This window comes from Cohnella sp. LGH (assembly GCF_017671885.1).
GTDB classification, from domain to species: Bacteria; Bacillota; Bacilli; order Paenibacillales; family Paenibacillaceae; genus Cohnella; species Cohnella phaseoli.
On the sequence record NZ_CP072117.1, the window covers coordinates 8724411 to 8738181 of the forward strand.

Annotated in this window: 16 protein-coding genes and 1 pseudogene; 6 read left to right on the forward strand and 11 right to left on the reverse strand. The window is 48.2% G+C overall.

What is annotated here, in order from left to right:
- The first annotated feature begins 18 nt into the window (after positions 1–18).
- Positions 19–1329 (forward strand): ISL3 family transposase, encoded by a 1311-nt coding sequence (locus J4772_RS36050; protein ID WP_247740839.1) that lies wholly within the window; start codon positions 19–21, stop codon positions 1327–1329.
- On the opposite strand, the gene J4772_RS36055 is transcribed toward J4772_RS36050, so the two are convergent.
- From J4772_RS36055 to J4772_RS36070, 4 genes are all read right to left on the reverse strand, one after another.
- Positions 1326–2618, reverse strand: coding sequence for an SMI1/KNR4 family protein (locus J4772_RS36055; RefSeq protein ID WP_209073580.1), 1293 nt, complete (start codon positions 2616–2618; stop codon positions 1326–1328). The two genes, J4772_RS36050 and J4772_RS36055, sit on opposite strands and share 4 nt — an antisense overlap.
- Before the next feature lie 18 nt (positions 2619–2636).
- The gene (locus tag J4772_RS36060) at positions 2637–3146 is read right to left on the reverse strand and encodes an endonuclease V (protein WP_209073581.1); all 510 of its coding nucleotides are present in this window, start codon (positions 3144–3146) and stop codon (positions 2637–2639) included.
- 287 nt (positions 3147–3433) lie between these two features.
- Positions 3434–3949: a sensor histidine kinase gene (locus tag J4772_RS36065; RefSeq protein WP_209073582.1), complete on the reverse strand. Its 516-nt coding sequence runs from the start codon at positions 3947–3949 to the stop codon at positions 3434–3436.
- Entirely contained in the window at positions 3942–4238 is a 297-nt protein-coding gene (locus tag J4772_RS36070; RefSeq protein WP_247740950.1) for a response regulator, read from the reverse strand. Before J4772_RS36070 ends, J4772_RS36065 begins: the two co-directional genes overlap by 8 nt.
- 189 nt (positions 4239–4427) lie before the next feature.
- Here J4772_RS36070 and J4772_RS36075 point away from each other — a divergent pair, with 189 nt between their 5' ends.
- Genes J4772_RS36075 through J4772_RS36085 form a run of 3 tightly spaced genes read left to right on the forward strand, consistent with a single transcriptional unit; the run spans position 4428 to position 7509 of the window.
- Positions 4428–5504, forward strand: coding sequence for a D-alanine--D-alanine ligase family protein (locus tag J4772_RS36075; protein ID WP_209073583.1), 1077 nt, complete (start codon positions 4428–4430; stop codon positions 5502–5504).
- 14 nt (positions 5505–5518) lie between these two features.
- Positions 5519–6709: an alanine racemase gene (gene alr / locus J4772_RS36080; protein WP_247741261.1), complete on the forward strand. Its 1191-nt coding sequence runs from the start codon at positions 5519–5521 to the stop codon at positions 6707–6709.
- The gene (locus J4772_RS36085) at positions 6661–7509 is read left to right on the forward strand and encodes a D-alanyl-D-alanine carboxypeptidase family protein (protein ID WP_247740951.1); all 849 of its coding nucleotides are present in this window, start codon (positions 6661–6663) and stop codon (positions 7507–7509) included. The genes alr and J4772_RS36085 overlap by 49 nt, the downstream gene beginning before the upstream one ends.
- A gap of 188 nt (positions 7510–7697) precedes the next feature.
- On the opposite strand, the gene J4772_RS36090 is transcribed toward J4772_RS36085, so the two are convergent.
- The 4 genes and pseudogenes from J4772_RS36090 to J4772_RS36105 form a co-directional block, all read right to left on the reverse strand.
- Complete coding sequence (locus J4772_RS36090) at positions 7698–8039, reverse strand: DUF1801 domain-containing protein (protein WP_209073584.1); 342 nt, start codon at positions 8037–8039, stop codon at positions 7698–7700.
- Positions 8040–8090: 51 nt separating this feature from the next.
- Entirely contained in the window at positions 8091–8747 is a 657-nt protein-coding gene (locus J4772_RS36095; protein WP_209073585.1) for a DUF998 domain-containing protein, read from the reverse strand.
- Between the two features lie 100 nt (positions 8748–8847).
- Positions 8848–9420, reverse strand: coding sequence for a dihydrofolate reductase family protein (locus J4772_RS36100; protein ID WP_209073586.1), 573 nt, complete (start codon positions 9418–9420; stop codon positions 8848–8850).
- 345 nt (positions 9421–9765) lie between these two features.
- Positions 9766–9921, reverse strand: a pseudogene (locus tag J4772_RS36105) (SAM-dependent methyltransferase); the annotation flags it as partial.
- 197 nt (positions 9922–10118) lie between these two features.
- Between J4772_RS36105 and J4772_RS36110 the strand changes: the two are divergent.
- The gene (locus J4772_RS36110; RefSeq protein ID WP_256442747.1) at positions 10119–10571 is read left to right on the forward strand and encodes a CcdC family protein; all 453 of its coding nucleotides are present in this window, start codon (positions 10119–10121) and stop codon (positions 10569–10571) included.
- A gap of 53 nt (positions 10572–10624) precedes the next feature.
- Here J4772_RS36110 and J4772_RS36115 read toward each other — a convergent pair whose 3' ends face one another.
- Complete coding sequence (locus tag J4772_RS36115) at positions 10625–11293, reverse strand: TetR/AcrR family transcriptional regulator C-terminal domain-containing protein (protein WP_209073588.1); 669 nt, start codon at positions 11291–11293, stop codon at positions 10625–10627.
- Between the two features lie 96 nt (positions 11294–11389).
- Here J4772_RS36115 and J4772_RS36120 point away from each other — a divergent pair, with 96 nt between their 5' ends.
- Positions 11390–11761 (forward strand): VOC family protein, encoded by a 372-nt coding sequence (locus J4772_RS36120; RefSeq protein WP_209073589.1) that lies wholly within the window; start codon positions 11390–11392, stop codon positions 11759–11761.
- A gap of 97 nt (positions 11762–11858) precedes the next feature.
- Here J4772_RS36120 and J4772_RS36125 read toward each other — a convergent pair whose 3' ends face one another.
- Together J4772_RS36125 and J4772_RS36130 are read right to left on the reverse strand one after the other, a co-directional pair.
- Positions 11859–12293 (reverse strand): SMI1/KNR4 family protein, encoded by a 435-nt coding sequence (locus J4772_RS36125; RefSeq protein ID WP_247740952.1) that lies wholly within the window; start codon positions 12291–12293, stop codon positions 11859–11861.
- 273 nt (positions 12294–12566) lie between these two features.
- On the reverse strand, positions 12567–13409 hold the full coding sequence (locus J4772_RS36130; protein ID WP_209073590.1) for an alpha/beta fold macrolide esterase: 843 nt from the start codon (positions 13407–13409) through the stop codon (positions 12567–12569).
- Positions 13410–13771 lie beyond the last annotated feature (362 nt).

Consider the following 13771-nt stretch of genomic DNA (forward strand, 5'->3'; position numbering starts at 1 on the left):
AATGAATTGAGGATAGAAATGGAAAAACATCTGCTACTCCTGTATTGTTGTAAGTCCTACCCAACAACAAAAAGGAATAGACAGATGCAAACTCAGTATATCAATGAATGGCTCGACATACCAGAGCTAAAGATTCATCAACTGTTATCCATTCATGACGATGAAGTTCACATAGAAGCCTTGCCGCTAGACGACAAGCAAATCTGCCCATGCTGCGATTCAGATCAAGCAGTGATTCGGAAGGGAAGCAATGGGATGCGAACCGTCCGACATCTATCCGTTTTTGAGAAGAAAACCTATCTGCACGTGCCGACCATTCGTATGTTTTGCAGTAACTGTGAAGCCGGATTTGTATGGGCATACGATTTCGTCGGTCCCAAACAGCGCTACAGCAGGCTTTTCCGCTCCCATACGGTCGAACAGGCGCTTGGGTCCACGGCCGCGCATGGCGCTCGGATACAGCAAGCGCCGGCGAGTACCGTACAACGTATGCATAACGAGGCGGTCCCTGCTCTTTGCGATGCGCTTTACAAACAAGTGTGGGAAGAAGCAAAAGAAACAGCTGAACTGGTTCTGGGTGTCGATGACTTCGCGATCAAGAAGGGTCATACGTATAACACCGGCATTCACAACCTCAAAGGCGAGACGATGCTGGACCTGTTGCCGGGCCGAAAGCTGGAAGCGCTGCGTGCGTACGCTCAGGCGCACCCTGAGTTCCTTCGGCTTGATCCGAAGGCAGTGGTCATGGATTTGGCTCAGGCGTATCACACCTGGATCAGCGAGTGTTTCCCGAAAGCGATTCGCATCGCAGACCGTTTCCATGTTCACGGTTATGTGATTGAAAGCGTACAGGAAGTTCGTAAAACTGTTCAGCCAACGTTATCTCCGCGAGCCAAAACTTATCTAAAAGCAAACCACCGTCTGCTAAATCCGCCTGCCGAATCACTGAGTGAAGAAAGTGCAAAGAAGTTGGACACGATGCTGAATTACTCCCCGCTGCTACGCAGCATGTGGGAATGGAAAGAAGCGTTCACGACTTGGTATGACTGCTCGCCAAACTATACTGTTGCCAAGCTGGGATTTGAGCGTTGGTGTACGCAAGGCGATCAGATCGACCACGCTGCCGTCCAAAGTGCGCTAAAGACCATGCGCAATTGGCAGGAAGAAATCGTGAATTACCATCAATGCCGATGGACAAACGCAACCGTAGAAGGCCGCCATAATCGTATTAAAGCCTTTCAACGCCGCCATTATTTCACAAGGAATCGCAGTCGCTATAAAGCGGGCATTCTGATCGAATGTAACCGCCATCGGATGTTAAGCTATTAATCAAGCACTGATTTTGAGGTTGAGCCGAAATTAGGGTTGTCTTTATATTCCGGCCATGCAGCTCTATAATATGGCAGTAACTTCTCATGAGGGATAATGCCCCAATATAGAATAGAGTTTTTCACAACCTCCTTGTCGCCGCCCATTAACATCTGTTCAATGATCTCCCAATCTTTCGATTTGTCATCGCAGCTGCGTGTGGCATAGATGGCGGCGTTTCGTATATTCGAGTCGGCGTGGCGCAAAAAGGGCGCAAAGTTTTGAAGTGTAATCGCGCCGGAAGATTCCAAAACATACCCCACATGGCGTAACGTTTCCGGGTCTTGTACCCTGTGGAGATTTTCCAATATCGCTTCTATAAATTCCGCTAAATCAACAGCTTTACCGTACCCGTTCAGGATCTGTAAGGCTTGCAATAAATCCTCTTCGCTATCCGAATGCAACATCTCCAGAAGATAGTCTCTCCCCGCGTCAACAGAGGTTTTGCAGATCAGCTGAATGGCTGTCGTGCGATCTTTTTGTCCACGATCAGCCACGTTTTTCAAAAAATCAATGGTTGGCTGTGAGATTTTCTTGATCTTGAACATTCCATCAAGCGCTTTTGATTTGATTTCTTCGTCAGGGGCGTTTTGATAAACCTGAATCAACGCATTTTCATCGCCCGGCATTCTGCTGCCAAACCATGCGATGTCGTAATCCAGTATAATTTCATCCAGCCAGCGCTCGTACCAGTCCAGGAAGTTGTCTTCATAGACAAAGAAAAAGGGATGGTCTGGATAAAAATCTGAAGTGTAGACGACTTTTCCCCTATGCTCCCCTTCAAGTACGAGATACATATCGTATTCGCAGCCTTGTGTGCCAATGCACATCATGCCGCCCAGCACCCTATTGCGGACCGCGTCGTATTCCGGGTCGGAGATATCCTCATCATTAATCAGGGGCTCGATCAGAACGTTCCAATCCTCTTTTGTCATTCCGGGGTGTAGAACGCATTTTGCCGCAAGTGCATTTTTATCGGTATAGGAAGCGGCCTTTTCAATCGAATACATCCCGTAATACGGCCCGGCACCTCCATTTCCGACTTTCGTTAAAAACTGCGTATACGGCTTCGGGAGCGTGACCCGGTTCTTTGCTTGCCAGTCCGCAAGCTCTTTTTCTGTAAGCTTTTCATTAACCTTATATTTGTGCGAGGATGCTCCAAACACCTTCAAAGACGTATCTTTGCGCATGGCCTGTTCGAGCTTCTTTTTTATTCGATCAAGTTGCGTTTCTTTCTTCCAAAACAACATATTGAATCCCCCTGATGGTTATAGCCAGGCTTCCTTCGTTTGCTTGTCCAGCAATTTCAGCAGATGCGGAAATCGGTATTCTCCGTACATGCTCTGTATGTGCTCGGCAGCGATTTCTAACTCCATGCCGACAGCGGTTATATACAAAGGCTTCGAGCTGCTGCCTCGGTAAATCTTTCTGACAAGTGCTTCGTTGTTGTGAAAAGCATTTTTGGCGACGCCGATCACTGGAATTTCCCCTAAATAATTTGTGTAAACATAATGTCCGAGCCCGGGCTTTTTCTCATTGTCTAAATAGACATAGCCATCCACAACAAGGGTATGTATTTGGTTTATATCTGTAAGCTTCAACAGCTCCTGTATGCAAGGGAGCTCTCGTTTATAGAAAAAGCCCGTTTCGTATTCGTGAGGGGTTTCCGTATAGGACGTGATGACTTCAAGCGGTTTAGAATCTTCCCAGCGTTGAAAAATTACCCCCACCGATTTCGCTCTATTTTCCTCATAATATACATCAACAGCGATGATCATGGATAGCGCTTCCTTCCTTGGAGCTTACGAAAAAGAGACCCCTTAGAAGTAATCTTGGTGGTCTCCCTGCTCTCGTATTCCATTTTACCGCTATTTCCTTCCGGCTCCTAGCGGCTTATTAGCCATTCAGCTATCTATGACTTTACAGTTGACAAGACCGAACGGATTTTCGAGCGTTATTGAAGCCGTGTAACCAACAACTGATTCATTAAAAACCAAGTCTGTAACGGCAAGTACTGAAGAGAGGCCTTTCGATGGATGGCCTTTCCCTTTACAAGCTGCCGCCGTTATTTTTTAAGGGGAAGCCTCACCGTAAACGTGGTTCTCCCTTGGACGCTCGTTGCGGAAATCGCTCCATTATGCAGCTCAACGATGTTCTTGGCAATTGCGAGGCCGAGCCCCGAGCCGCCCGTATTCCGCGAACGGGATTGCTCGCCGCGATAAAACCGTTCGAATAACAACGGAATCACGGATGCCGGCAAAGGTTCGCCGTAATTCGTAATCTCCACGACGGCTTGCCCAGAGTCGCTGTTCGATAATGCGATATCGACCTGCCTTCCATCCTTTCCATATTGGATCGCGTTGACGATCAAGTTCTCGAAGACACGGACAAGCTTATCCCCGTCTGCTTCTACGATGTTCGGATGATCGGGGAGAGTTAAGAGGCACTCCATCTCCGCCTGTTCAAATTGCAAACGGAATTGCGCTGCCAATTGCGCGAGCATCTGGGCGAGATTGATCGGGGCCAGTCGAAGCCCCATTCCGCCGCTCGTCCTCGTGAATTCGAACAAATCGTCAATCATCGTTTGTCGTGAGTCCCAAGATTTTATCGATATCCTCGGTTTTGGCGCTCAGCATCAGGATCGGAATACCGTGCTCCGCGCGCACCGCCCGCACGACCTCCAAGCCGTCCATCTCCGGCATCATGACGTCAAGGATAATCAATTGGATGGATTCTTTGGCGATCAAATTCATGGCTTCGCGGCCGTTGCTTGCCGTGAGCACCTGATATCCTTCGTTATTCAAATAAATTTTGATCAGTTGGGCGATTTCAAAATCGTCGTCAGCGATCAGTATTTTAATGGGATTCATGGGATCTCTCCGGTTTTTATTTTAATTTGGCTATAGTTTATCAGAAATAGTCTTCGCAACCGACCGCCCGTATTCACAAATAAGGAATTCTTAAGATTTCCTTTATGATCTTTTACGAACTCTCTTGGCCATCCGCGGTATCTTGAAGGTAGAGCAACGGACAAGAGTTCCGCCTGGAGGGTTATCGATATGAAAACAAAGCTATACGTTCTGTACGGAGGCAAATCCGTCGAACACGAAGTGTCGTTAAAAACAGCGGTTACGGTCCTTCATTCCATTGACGAAAGCCGCTTCGATGCTTATCCCGTTTACATTACTCGTGACGGCTTGTGGTGCACGCCCGGCCAACTTTCCAAGGTGGGATTGACGGTCGAACGGTTAATTGCGCAGCCCGAGCTTCGCGACCCGGCTCGGTCCATCGGCGAAATCCTGTCGGGCATGATGGCTTTGCCCGGTCCCAAAGTCGTTCTGCCGCTATTGCACGGCTCTAACGGGGAAGACGGCACGGTGCAAGGCCTGCTGGAACTGTTGAACGTTCCGTACGTCGGGAACGGCGTGCTGTCGTCCGCGCTTACCTTGGACAAGGCGATGTCGAAGCAGGTCTTGGCCCAAGCGGGCATTCGACAGACGGAATTTATGGCTTGCCGATTCGAAGAATGGAGATCGGATAAGACAGCGATTCTGAGTGAAGTGGAGAATCGTATTGGATATCCCTGCTACGTGAAGCCGGCTTCCCTAGGCTCCAGCATCGGCATCAGCAGGTGTACAAACCAAGTGGAGCTCCTAACCGGTATCGGCGAGGCGTTCTCCTACGATAAGAAGCTCGTAATCGAGCGCGAAGTGGACGGCAGGGAAATTCAAGTAGCCGTCCTCGGCAATGAAAGGCCCCTGGCATCGTTGCCCGGCGAGTTCATCCATGATCACGTTTTCTTCGATTACGAAACCAAGTACATGGACAAGCGGCTGGCGATGTCGATTCCCGCCAAGCTGGCGGACGGCTTGACCTCGCGAGTTCGTGAACTGGCCATCTTGGCCTACCAAGCCCATGGCTGTGAGGGCCTCGCCCGCGTCGACTTCTTCCTTGACGGAGATGGCGAATGGTTCCTCAACGAAATTAACGCTTTACCCGGATTTACGAATTTCAGCATGTATCCGGTCATGTGGGAACGTACCGACGGAACTTCCTATTCCGAGCTGATCGAGAAGCTGATCGGTCATGCCGTTGCCCGTCATGAAACCAAACAAACGATTCGCTATGCGAGGTGAACAAGTTGAGCCAGATGAGCGAGGTGGTCGGAATGCTAAGTGACACGTGGGCCGATATCAGTCCGAGCCGCATTCGCGAGAATATGCGGAAAATCCGCAAGTCGCTGCCGGATTCGGTCAAGCTGATGGCCGTCGTGAAGGCGAACGGGTATGGGCACGGCGACCTCGAGTCGGCTGCGGCGGCCGAACAGGCGGGGGCGGATTATTTGGCGGTCGCTTATCTGGAAGAGGCGGTTCGGCTTCGCGATGCCGGCATGAAGCTGCCGATTCTCGTATTGACCCCCATTCGACCGGAACGGACGCCACTGGCGCTGAAGCTCGACTTGATACTGACCGTCACAAGTGCCCATTGGTTTGCCGAGGCCCGTGTCTTTAAGCCTTACTCTTCGGCGGGGAAGCTTCGGGTTCATGTGAAGCTGGATACGGGACTCGGGCGGATCGGCATTCGGTCGAGGAAGGAATGGGAAGAGCTCGTTCCGTGGCTGAGCGCGGAGGACGTCGAAGTGGACGGCTTCTACACCCATTTCGCGACAGCAGGTCAGGCAGACACCGCTTTCCTGGAAAGGCAGACCGCTCATTTCGTCGAGATGAAGGAATGGGCAGTTTCGTCCGGCTTGAAGATCCGGCATTACCATTGCGCGGGCAGCGCCGCGGCGCTAAGGTTCCCCCATCTGGCGATGGATATGGTTCGGATCGGAGCGGCGATGTATGGCTTTTATCCAGAGCAGCTCGTTCGATCCGTCAAGCTGGAGCCGGCTTTAAGCCTGCATAGCCGTCTGGTCCACGTGAAGAAGCTGGCCAAAGGCGAATATCTCGGGTACGACAATTCGTACCATGCCGAAGAGGACGAATGGATCGGAACGGTGCCGATCGGCTATGCCGACGGTTGGACGCAGCGGATGCAAGGCACAGAGGTGCTGATTGAAGGTCGGCGCGCCCCGATTGTCGGCAAAATCTGCATGGACCAGCTGATGGTCAAGCTTCCGGGACCGTGCTCAGAGGGTACTCTTGTAACCTTGATCGGACTTCAGGGCGAGCAGCGAATTACGTTTGCGGAGCTTGCCGCCCATATCGGAATCGTGGCACAGGAAATCTCCGCTTCGCTTGGCGTCAGAGTTGCAAGAATCTATACCGATACCGAGGAGGATCACGCAAAATGGGACAACCAAATCAGATGGAGCGAAGTCGAACAGGCCGTCATTTGACGTACTCCACCGTACAAATAGCTAATTCCGAAATCCACCAAGGACATCTGGTCTTGATCAATCGCGAGCATCCCATTCGGCAGACGAGTTCTTCCGACCGTTTGTTGCCGCTTAGCACGATTCCGGCTATTCATACGCTGCACGACGGAATGCGGCTAGATAGAACCTGTTTGCGGAATTTGGCGAATCTGCTTGAGGCTTGTCAGGGAATGAACGAGATTATCGCTGTCAGCGGCTATAGAACGAAAATAGAGCAAGAGGAGATTTATGAATCTTCACTAGCTGATAATGGGGCCGAATACACCGCACGTTATGTCGCATTGCCAGATCGAAGCGAACATCAGACGGGGCTGGCTATCGACGTCGGCAAGCGGAACAAGGATGTGGATTTCATCGCCCCGTCATTCCCTGACAGCGGCGTTTATAAGCGCTTTAAGCAGCTTGCCGCCCGGTATGGGTTTGTCCAGCGTTATAAGGAAGGCAAGGAGTCCCTGACACGAATTTCTTGCGAGCCGTGGCATTTCCGTTATCTGGGCTATCCTCACTCGGAGCTTATGGAGCGGAACGATTGGTGCCTGGAAGAGTATATCGATCAGCTTGAAGCCTATCCCTACGAAAAGAACCATCTTATCTTCGAGGATGAGCGGTCATTCGCGGAGATTTATTATGTATCGGCGGAGACGGGGACTTCTACGATCATTCCCCTTGAAGAATGCGATCGGTTCCTCTTATCGGGTAATAATAGGAACGGGTTCATCGTTACCGCTTTTCTGGACAAAGGCAGCCGAGTTCATGTCTAAACTGAATGACGACGGAATCGATTGGCTCAAACTTGAGGGCAGGCATCAGAATAGTGCTTGCTCCTATAATCGTCACGCCCCAGAAGTCTTGTAAAGATGGAATTTCTTCATAATATTTTGGCGCTATACATGTGTGCCGGGATTACCAATTTCCGTCTATCGCAACTTTGCCTGCAGCGCATTTACAGCTACAGCGAGTTTGAAGCCTGTCTGAGCAGCGACACCAATTGTTCTGAATCGAACGTATCCTCTTTACGCAGCTTCAATGTTTTTCTTTCCGCAGGGCCATCGAACACGCCCTCCGGGAATGTTAACTCTGAACAATTAAAAATGGTGAAACTAACGGTTTCTTTCGCTGTCGAGATAGCTGCGGCATATTTTCCATTTTTCAAAAAGTGAGGCTTCTTATATTGAATACGCTCATGTACATTGGGAATCGCTTGGTGAACCACTTCACGCAGACAGACGGAAAATTCCTTGTGCCACGGTTCTTTTAACGCCTCGATAAAATCGGTTACTTCCTGATTCATACTTCATACGCTCCTTTAGAGTAGTAATAACTATAATCCTCTTAGTCTGGGTTATACTGCTACAAGAGCTTCAGCACGTAGTCTAGCGGCAAGAACCGAAACCCAACCGAAAGCAACAATTCCGGCGCACCCCATAATAACGCCAATCCAACTCGCGATGCTTGAGCCAATCATGATAAGCACAGGCGCAACAATACAAGAAGCAATACAATAGATACTCCAACCACGCTCGCCTTGTACAGCAAACCGACGTGCAAAAACGATGCCTGCTGCAATTAAACAAATAAAGGCTGTAAAGAACGCCACGGAATGAAGTGCTGCATGGCCGCTCATCGATGTCGGTATTTCCGCAGGGGCACCTGGGGGAAAGCTGAGGCCAGGATCTGGACGAAACAGACCTGCCATGATCATGCCAATCCCATAGATTCCAATGAGCAACGACCCTAACGTGCCTCCCATTCGCCTGCGCAGCAGACGCCACACTCCAATCGCTGCACATACAGCAAGCGATCCTGTAATGAAGAAATTAGCGCTTTGAATCCATCCCACATCCCCCAATGTAAGGGTACTGATGGCGTGCCGTCTAATATCAAATCCTACACGGGTAAACGATTGAATAATGGCTGCAAGGTAGAACAGAGGCGCTGAAACAACCCCGCACATCAGAAGCAGACGAATCCCCTTCATATGCCGCTTGTTTGTAATCATATTAACTTCTTCCCCTCTCATTCCCTCGCGGGCAGATATTTTGACCTTCTACTTAGACGACGAACCGATAACGGCAATTTCGACACACTCGCAAATTTTTTTAATTCATTTTCTCGGGCTGGTAGGTGTGAATCGTGACACCTGATTTTAGCGCTTTGGAATCCATGAGACGCATAGCAGCCTTCTCGCTTTCCCCTCTGAACAGCCGTTGTCCACGACCTAAGATTACAGGGTGGACCCAGAGTCGGTATTCGTCGATGAGATGATTGTTCATCAGCGTTTGTGCTAGATCGCCACTACCGACGACCAGCAAGTCTCCTCTAAGCTCCTGCTTGAGCTTCGCTGCTTCTTCGGTCGCGTCACCATGGAAGATGGTGGCATTCCAATCCGCTTGGCTCAAGGTTCTCGAAGCCACGAACTTCGATATGCCATTCATCCGATCGGCCAACCCTCGCATGCCTGTCGCCGAAGGCCATGCTGCGGCGAAACTCTCGTATGTTCTACGCCCCAGGAGGAGCGCTTCAACCGCGTTGGCTTGCTCGACAATTAAGGTCAGGTGCTCCTCGCCAACATATGGCAGCTGCCATCCTCCATATTCGAATTCATTGAGATCGCCAGGCGCCTGCATGACGCCATCCAACGTAATGAATTGCTGCATGATGATTTTCCCCATTTTCATACCCGTCCTTTCGGCTGTGCGGTCGATTTACCGCTATTAACACAACGAACAAATAAACCGCTAATCGACATTCTTTCTTCATTAAGTTTCTTTTAGTGCTTTCCTCTCCTTTTCTACAAGGATTGTTACATAGCCAAACGTGTTAGCCATAAAAAACAAACCCAAGTCCACATAGGGGCTTGGGTTTGCATGGATTACGTAATAGAACAGAGCGAAACAAGGCACAGCAAAAAAAGCCGTACAGGTCGCAATCGATGTCCTCATATGGTGTGCCGTTGGAAATCAGTTGAAGCAAAATGACTGGCTTCCATTCCCCCCACGACAACTCTAACAGCTCATAAGTACATCGGACAAAACATACTGTATCTGGACCTCTGAAGCTTTCGCCAGTTCCAGGGCATACTTTTTATTTTCTGAGGAAAAGTCCACCACTGTGACATCAGCTCCTAACAATGTCAGAGCCACCGCCTTGTTTCCATTTGAACCCAGGATACTGCGGAAGATTGGCGCAGACAACCTTTGTCAAAGCACTAATTCCGGCCATGCAGCCTTGCCATCCGGAATGCTACAATATGACTTTGGTCATTCGGGTTAATGACTGCTGTCACTACTCGTGGATATGTAAAAGTAAGTAATATAAGTGTATCCAACATATGAGGTGAACGAAAATGAATGGAAGCTCCATTTATGTAATGATCGCTGCAATAGCCGCTTTGGTATTGTGGAGAAGAATGCGAAGCATGTACCGTCCAATACGAGGCAGTGGAATTCGACTGTTGATTCCTCTGTTATTCACACTTCCTGGATTCACACTTCTATTTAACCTGAATGAGCCAGCTTGGGCTGTTGGGGCAGCCTTTGGACTAGGCATGGTGTTTTCGATCCCATTGATTTGGACCACCAATTACGAGGTAAGAGAAGACAACCTGATATATGCGCAGAAAAATTGGGGATTTATTGCGGCTTTCATCGGTATATTGATCATACGATTTGCTCTTCGCCAGGAGTTATCCGACATGGACCCCCAAGCTTTAATGACATTATTCATGATGGTAGCCTTTGGATACCTCATTCCATGGAGGGTCGTATCGTTTATCAAATTTCGTCGGCTGATCAGACAGTCCAACCCTGCCTTGTGTAACTAAAAGGTAAAGACGGCTCTAATTAAACTCTTCAGTGTAGGTATCCAATGTAAATTCTACTGAAGCTTAGCCGCCAGCCCCTCTGTCAGGACATTAAGTCCGAACTCGAACTCCTTCGCCCAATCGGAGTTCGTCGTGTACGAAGCCAGGCGGATTACCGTAGGGAACTCCTCTGACGGCAGTTGACTATAATATTGGTTATAACGTTCGCTTAGCTCCGCACTCGAGAGGGCACCCTGCTCGACATTTAACCGCAGCCTTACCTCTTCTCCTACAAATCCGAGCACGTAATTTTTCAAAATTGAAGCTACCCATGGCACCTGCTGGTCCGGGAAACCGATAGATGACAATAGGGCGTATAGTCTCTCTACCTGCTTAAGGCGATCATAGCCCGAGGCTATACTGGAATTGAAAAGATCCACCGTGTCCCGGTGTGAGAGAAGGACCTTACGGAAAGACTCCCCCCAGAGCCCAAGCTGCTCCCTCCAAGAAAGGGATGAATCCGGCCACTCCATAGAGCTGCTTATTCGATCGGCCAGCAGTCCCATCAGTTGGTCCTTGTCTTGGATATGATAATAAAGTGACGCGGTTTTCACCTGTAGCTTGTTCGCGATTTTGTTCATGCTTAATTCCTTGAGGCCGATCTCGTCCAGCAATTGCAACGCGGTCTGAATAATTCTTGTCTGGTCCAGCGGAGTATTGGTTGTACGAGTTTTCCTAGCCAATGGGCTCACCCTTTCACTTGACAAGTATAGCATAGAAGCATATTCTAATACCATTAGATTAATCTAATACCATTAGAATAACGGAGGGAATAAAAAATGAAGCTAAACCATCTGAACTTGTGCGTAAACAATATGTCGGAGGCAGTTACCTTTTTCGCTGATATATTCGGTTTTGAGCTTGCAGATCGGAAAGGTGACGCGATTGCAGTTATGAAGGACCAGGCGGGGTTTACGCTCGTCTTAAGCCAGTTGGTGGCCTTACGAGGCGAGAATCCGATTTATCCCGAGGGGTTCCATGTCGGGTTCTACGTGGATACGAAGGAAGATGTGGATCAATTTTTCCTTAAGCTTATGTCTGCGGGACTTGCTAGCAAGGAAAATAGTCCGAAGTCGATGCGCGGAGGTTACACGCTTTACTTCAAAGCGCTTGACGGCATTCTGTTAGAGGTTACCTCGTTCGCCGTCTAAGCCCTTTTAACGAATTCGAACTTCATTAAAGTTTCATCCTACCCGTTGAACAGGCTGCCGATTAATCCAGCAGCCTTTCATCTTTGTGATCTTCCATTTAAATAGAAATCTCGTCAGTAATCCAACCTTTAATAAAGTATTTTAAAGAGGGCGCAACACAAGAACGGCTATCATCTTCATGATTCCAAACATAGATTCTGTTCGTTTGAATCACCCCATTTAATATGGCATAGCCGAATAAGTCGCCGTTACCCGCATCAGAAAAAAACAAAAGATGATCAAAGGGCATATATCTGCCCTTATATTCTTCAGATCGATAATGCAGGTTATCCTCTACGATTCGGTTAATGGACCAAATTAATGGACACTGATATTCATCGAACACTCCATTTGATTCTTGAAATAATTGCAATAACTCCTCGGGCAACTCCACATTAAGCTTTTCTTTAATTAGTGCCAATTCCACATCGTTTGCCGGATCTCTATAAAAATACTCTTCCGAAATGGATTTGATATAGTTCTTCCACACCATTAGTTAACCCCTCTTAGAAAAATAGAATATCAATAAAAAATTCAAGATTTCGTTGAATTGTCCTTCTACTTTGCTGTCATCTTGATAATCTTTCTTCTCAGTTACTGCGGCAAATGGCCTCTGCTTCCACTGTTATTCAAACTATCATCCCTTATTAGCGTGATGGGCTACTTTAGATATCTATAGGAAGCTCTTCATTTAACGGCATGCAAGTGCGGAAAGGCCACCGAAGTATTCGGCGGCCTAATCGGTGATTCAATCGTCTTTAGTTAACTAATTTTGTATTGAAGTGTGCTTTGCAATAGAATCAATTACAATATCCCAGTCATCGTAATGAAGTTCATGCCCAGTCCCCTCTAAGGCCAGTAACACCGAACCTGGAATCTCGTTAGCAAGGTTTTTCCCATGTTCATAAGGGATAATGGGATCTTCCGTACCGTGTATAATCAGAGCGGGTACGTCGATTTCCCTTGTTCTGGCCAGATAGGACTCTCCGCCTGACAGCAAGGCGTGATTAGTCATGCTAGCCGGGTTTTTGCTCCTTGTAAATTCTTTTTTAGTCAATACACTAACTTTGTTCTCATCAAAGGGATGCTTTGAACCTACAAGGATCCTTGATCTGCCAATCGCGAACCCGACTACCGATTGTTCGTTTGTCCAATCTATTGCCCCCATATTCGAGAAAAATTCCATAACCTTCTCTTCCATCGGGGGGAGATGCGGAGCAAAATTGGACGTTGATAGGAGGGTAATCGTTAGAACTCTCTCCGGATGCCGCAGAGCAATCATTTGGGTCAGCATACCGCCCATGGACATACCTATGATATGCGCTTGCTCAACCTTATAAGCATCCAATACTCTAACGGCATCATCCGCCATATCTTCAAAAGTATAATTCGGCTGACCCGGTTCGTAAGTTGTTGAACGTCCAACATCTCGGTTATCATAACGAATGACAAAACGACCTTCATCCGCCAGGCGCTGGCAGAATTCCTCCTCCCACCATATCATTGTGGACTGGGCCCCCATAATCAGCAAAATGGCCGGATTAGCTGACTCCCCGAAACTGTCTGTACATATCTCAATTCCATCTATCTTGATTAATCGTTCGTTCATATGGAATCCTCCAATGTCTTCAGATAAAAGAAAAAAACACAGGCTATTGGCCTGTGCATCTGTAATCGAATAAGAAATTGGAAATGAACGCAACAATGTGATTCCTCTATGGATAACTCGCAGTCAAGTCACCGGATAGATCACAAATGGTTCATTACAGTTTCTTCAAATCCAGCCTATATGAAAGGAAAGCAGAGTTACCCCTGATCTCCATTACATATAACTAAATCGGGTTACCGTGAAGGCAAACCATTCTTCGATTACTATGCACACAAAATAGCCTCAAACCACTATTTCATTAATTGTGCAAAGAATATCGAAGAATTAGTTTAACACACGTAACCCCTCCGTTCGTATCAGTT

Excerpts from the sequence above, each read along its gene's own strand:
- alr (WP_247741261.1), top strand. The coding sequence starts at position 5,519 with ATGAGCGAGGTGGTCGGAATGCTAAGTGACACGTGGGCCGATATCAGT.
- J4772_RS36130 (WP_209073590.1), bottom strand. The coding sequence starts at position 13,409 with ATGAACGAACGATTAATCAAGATAGATGGAATTGAGATATGTACAGAC.
- J4772_RS36120 (WP_209073589.1), top strand. The coding sequence starts at position 11,390 with ATGAAGCTAAACCATCTGAACTTGTGCGTAAACAATATGTCGGAGGCA.
- J4772_RS36070 (WP_247740950.1), bottom strand. The coding sequence starts at position 4,238 with ATGAATCCCATTAAAATACTGATCGCTGACGACGATTTTGAAATCGCC.
- J4772_RS36095 (WP_209073585.1), bottom strand. The coding sequence starts at position 8,747 with ATGATTACAAACAAGCGGCATATGAAGGGGATTCGTCTGCTTCTGATG.
- J4772_RS36055 (WP_209073580.1), bottom strand. The coding sequence starts at position 2,618 with ATGTTGTTTTGGAAGAAAGAAACGCAACTTGATCGAATAAAAAAGAAG.
- J4772_RS36110 (WP_256442747.1), top strand. The coding sequence starts at position 10,119 with ATGATCGCTGCAATAGCCGCTTTGGTATTGTGGAGAAGAATGCGAAGC.
- J4772_RS36050 (WP_247740839.1), top strand. The coding sequence starts at position 19 with ATGGAAAAACATCTGCTACTCCTGTATTGTTGTAAGTCCTACCCAACA.
- J4772_RS36060 (WP_209073581.1), bottom strand. The coding sequence starts at position 3,146 with ATGATCATCGCTGTTGATGTATATTATGAGGAAAATAGAGCGAAATCG.
- J4772_RS36085 (WP_247740951.1), top strand. The coding sequence starts at position 6,661 with ATGGGACAACCAAATCAGATGGAGCGAAGTCGAACAGGCCGTCATTTG.
- J4772_RS36090 (WP_209073584.1), bottom strand. The coding sequence starts at position 8,039 with ATGAATCAGGAAGTAACCGATTTTATCGAGGCGTTAAAAGAACCGTGG.
- J4772_RS36075 (WP_209073583.1), top strand. The coding sequence starts at position 4,428 with ATGAAAACAAAGCTATACGTTCTGTACGGAGGCAAATCCGTCGAACAC.
- J4772_RS36125 (WP_247740952.1), bottom strand. The coding sequence starts at position 12,293 with ATGGTGTGGAAGAACTATATCAAATCCATTTCGGAAGAGTATTTTTAT.
- J4772_RS36065 (WP_209073582.1), bottom strand. The coding sequence starts at position 3,949 with ATGATTGACGATTTGTTCGAATTCACGAGGACGAGCGGCGGAATGGGG.
- J4772_RS36100 (WP_209073586.1), bottom strand. The coding sequence starts at position 9,420 with ATGGGGAAAATCATCATGCAGCAATTCATTACGTTGGATGGCGTCATG.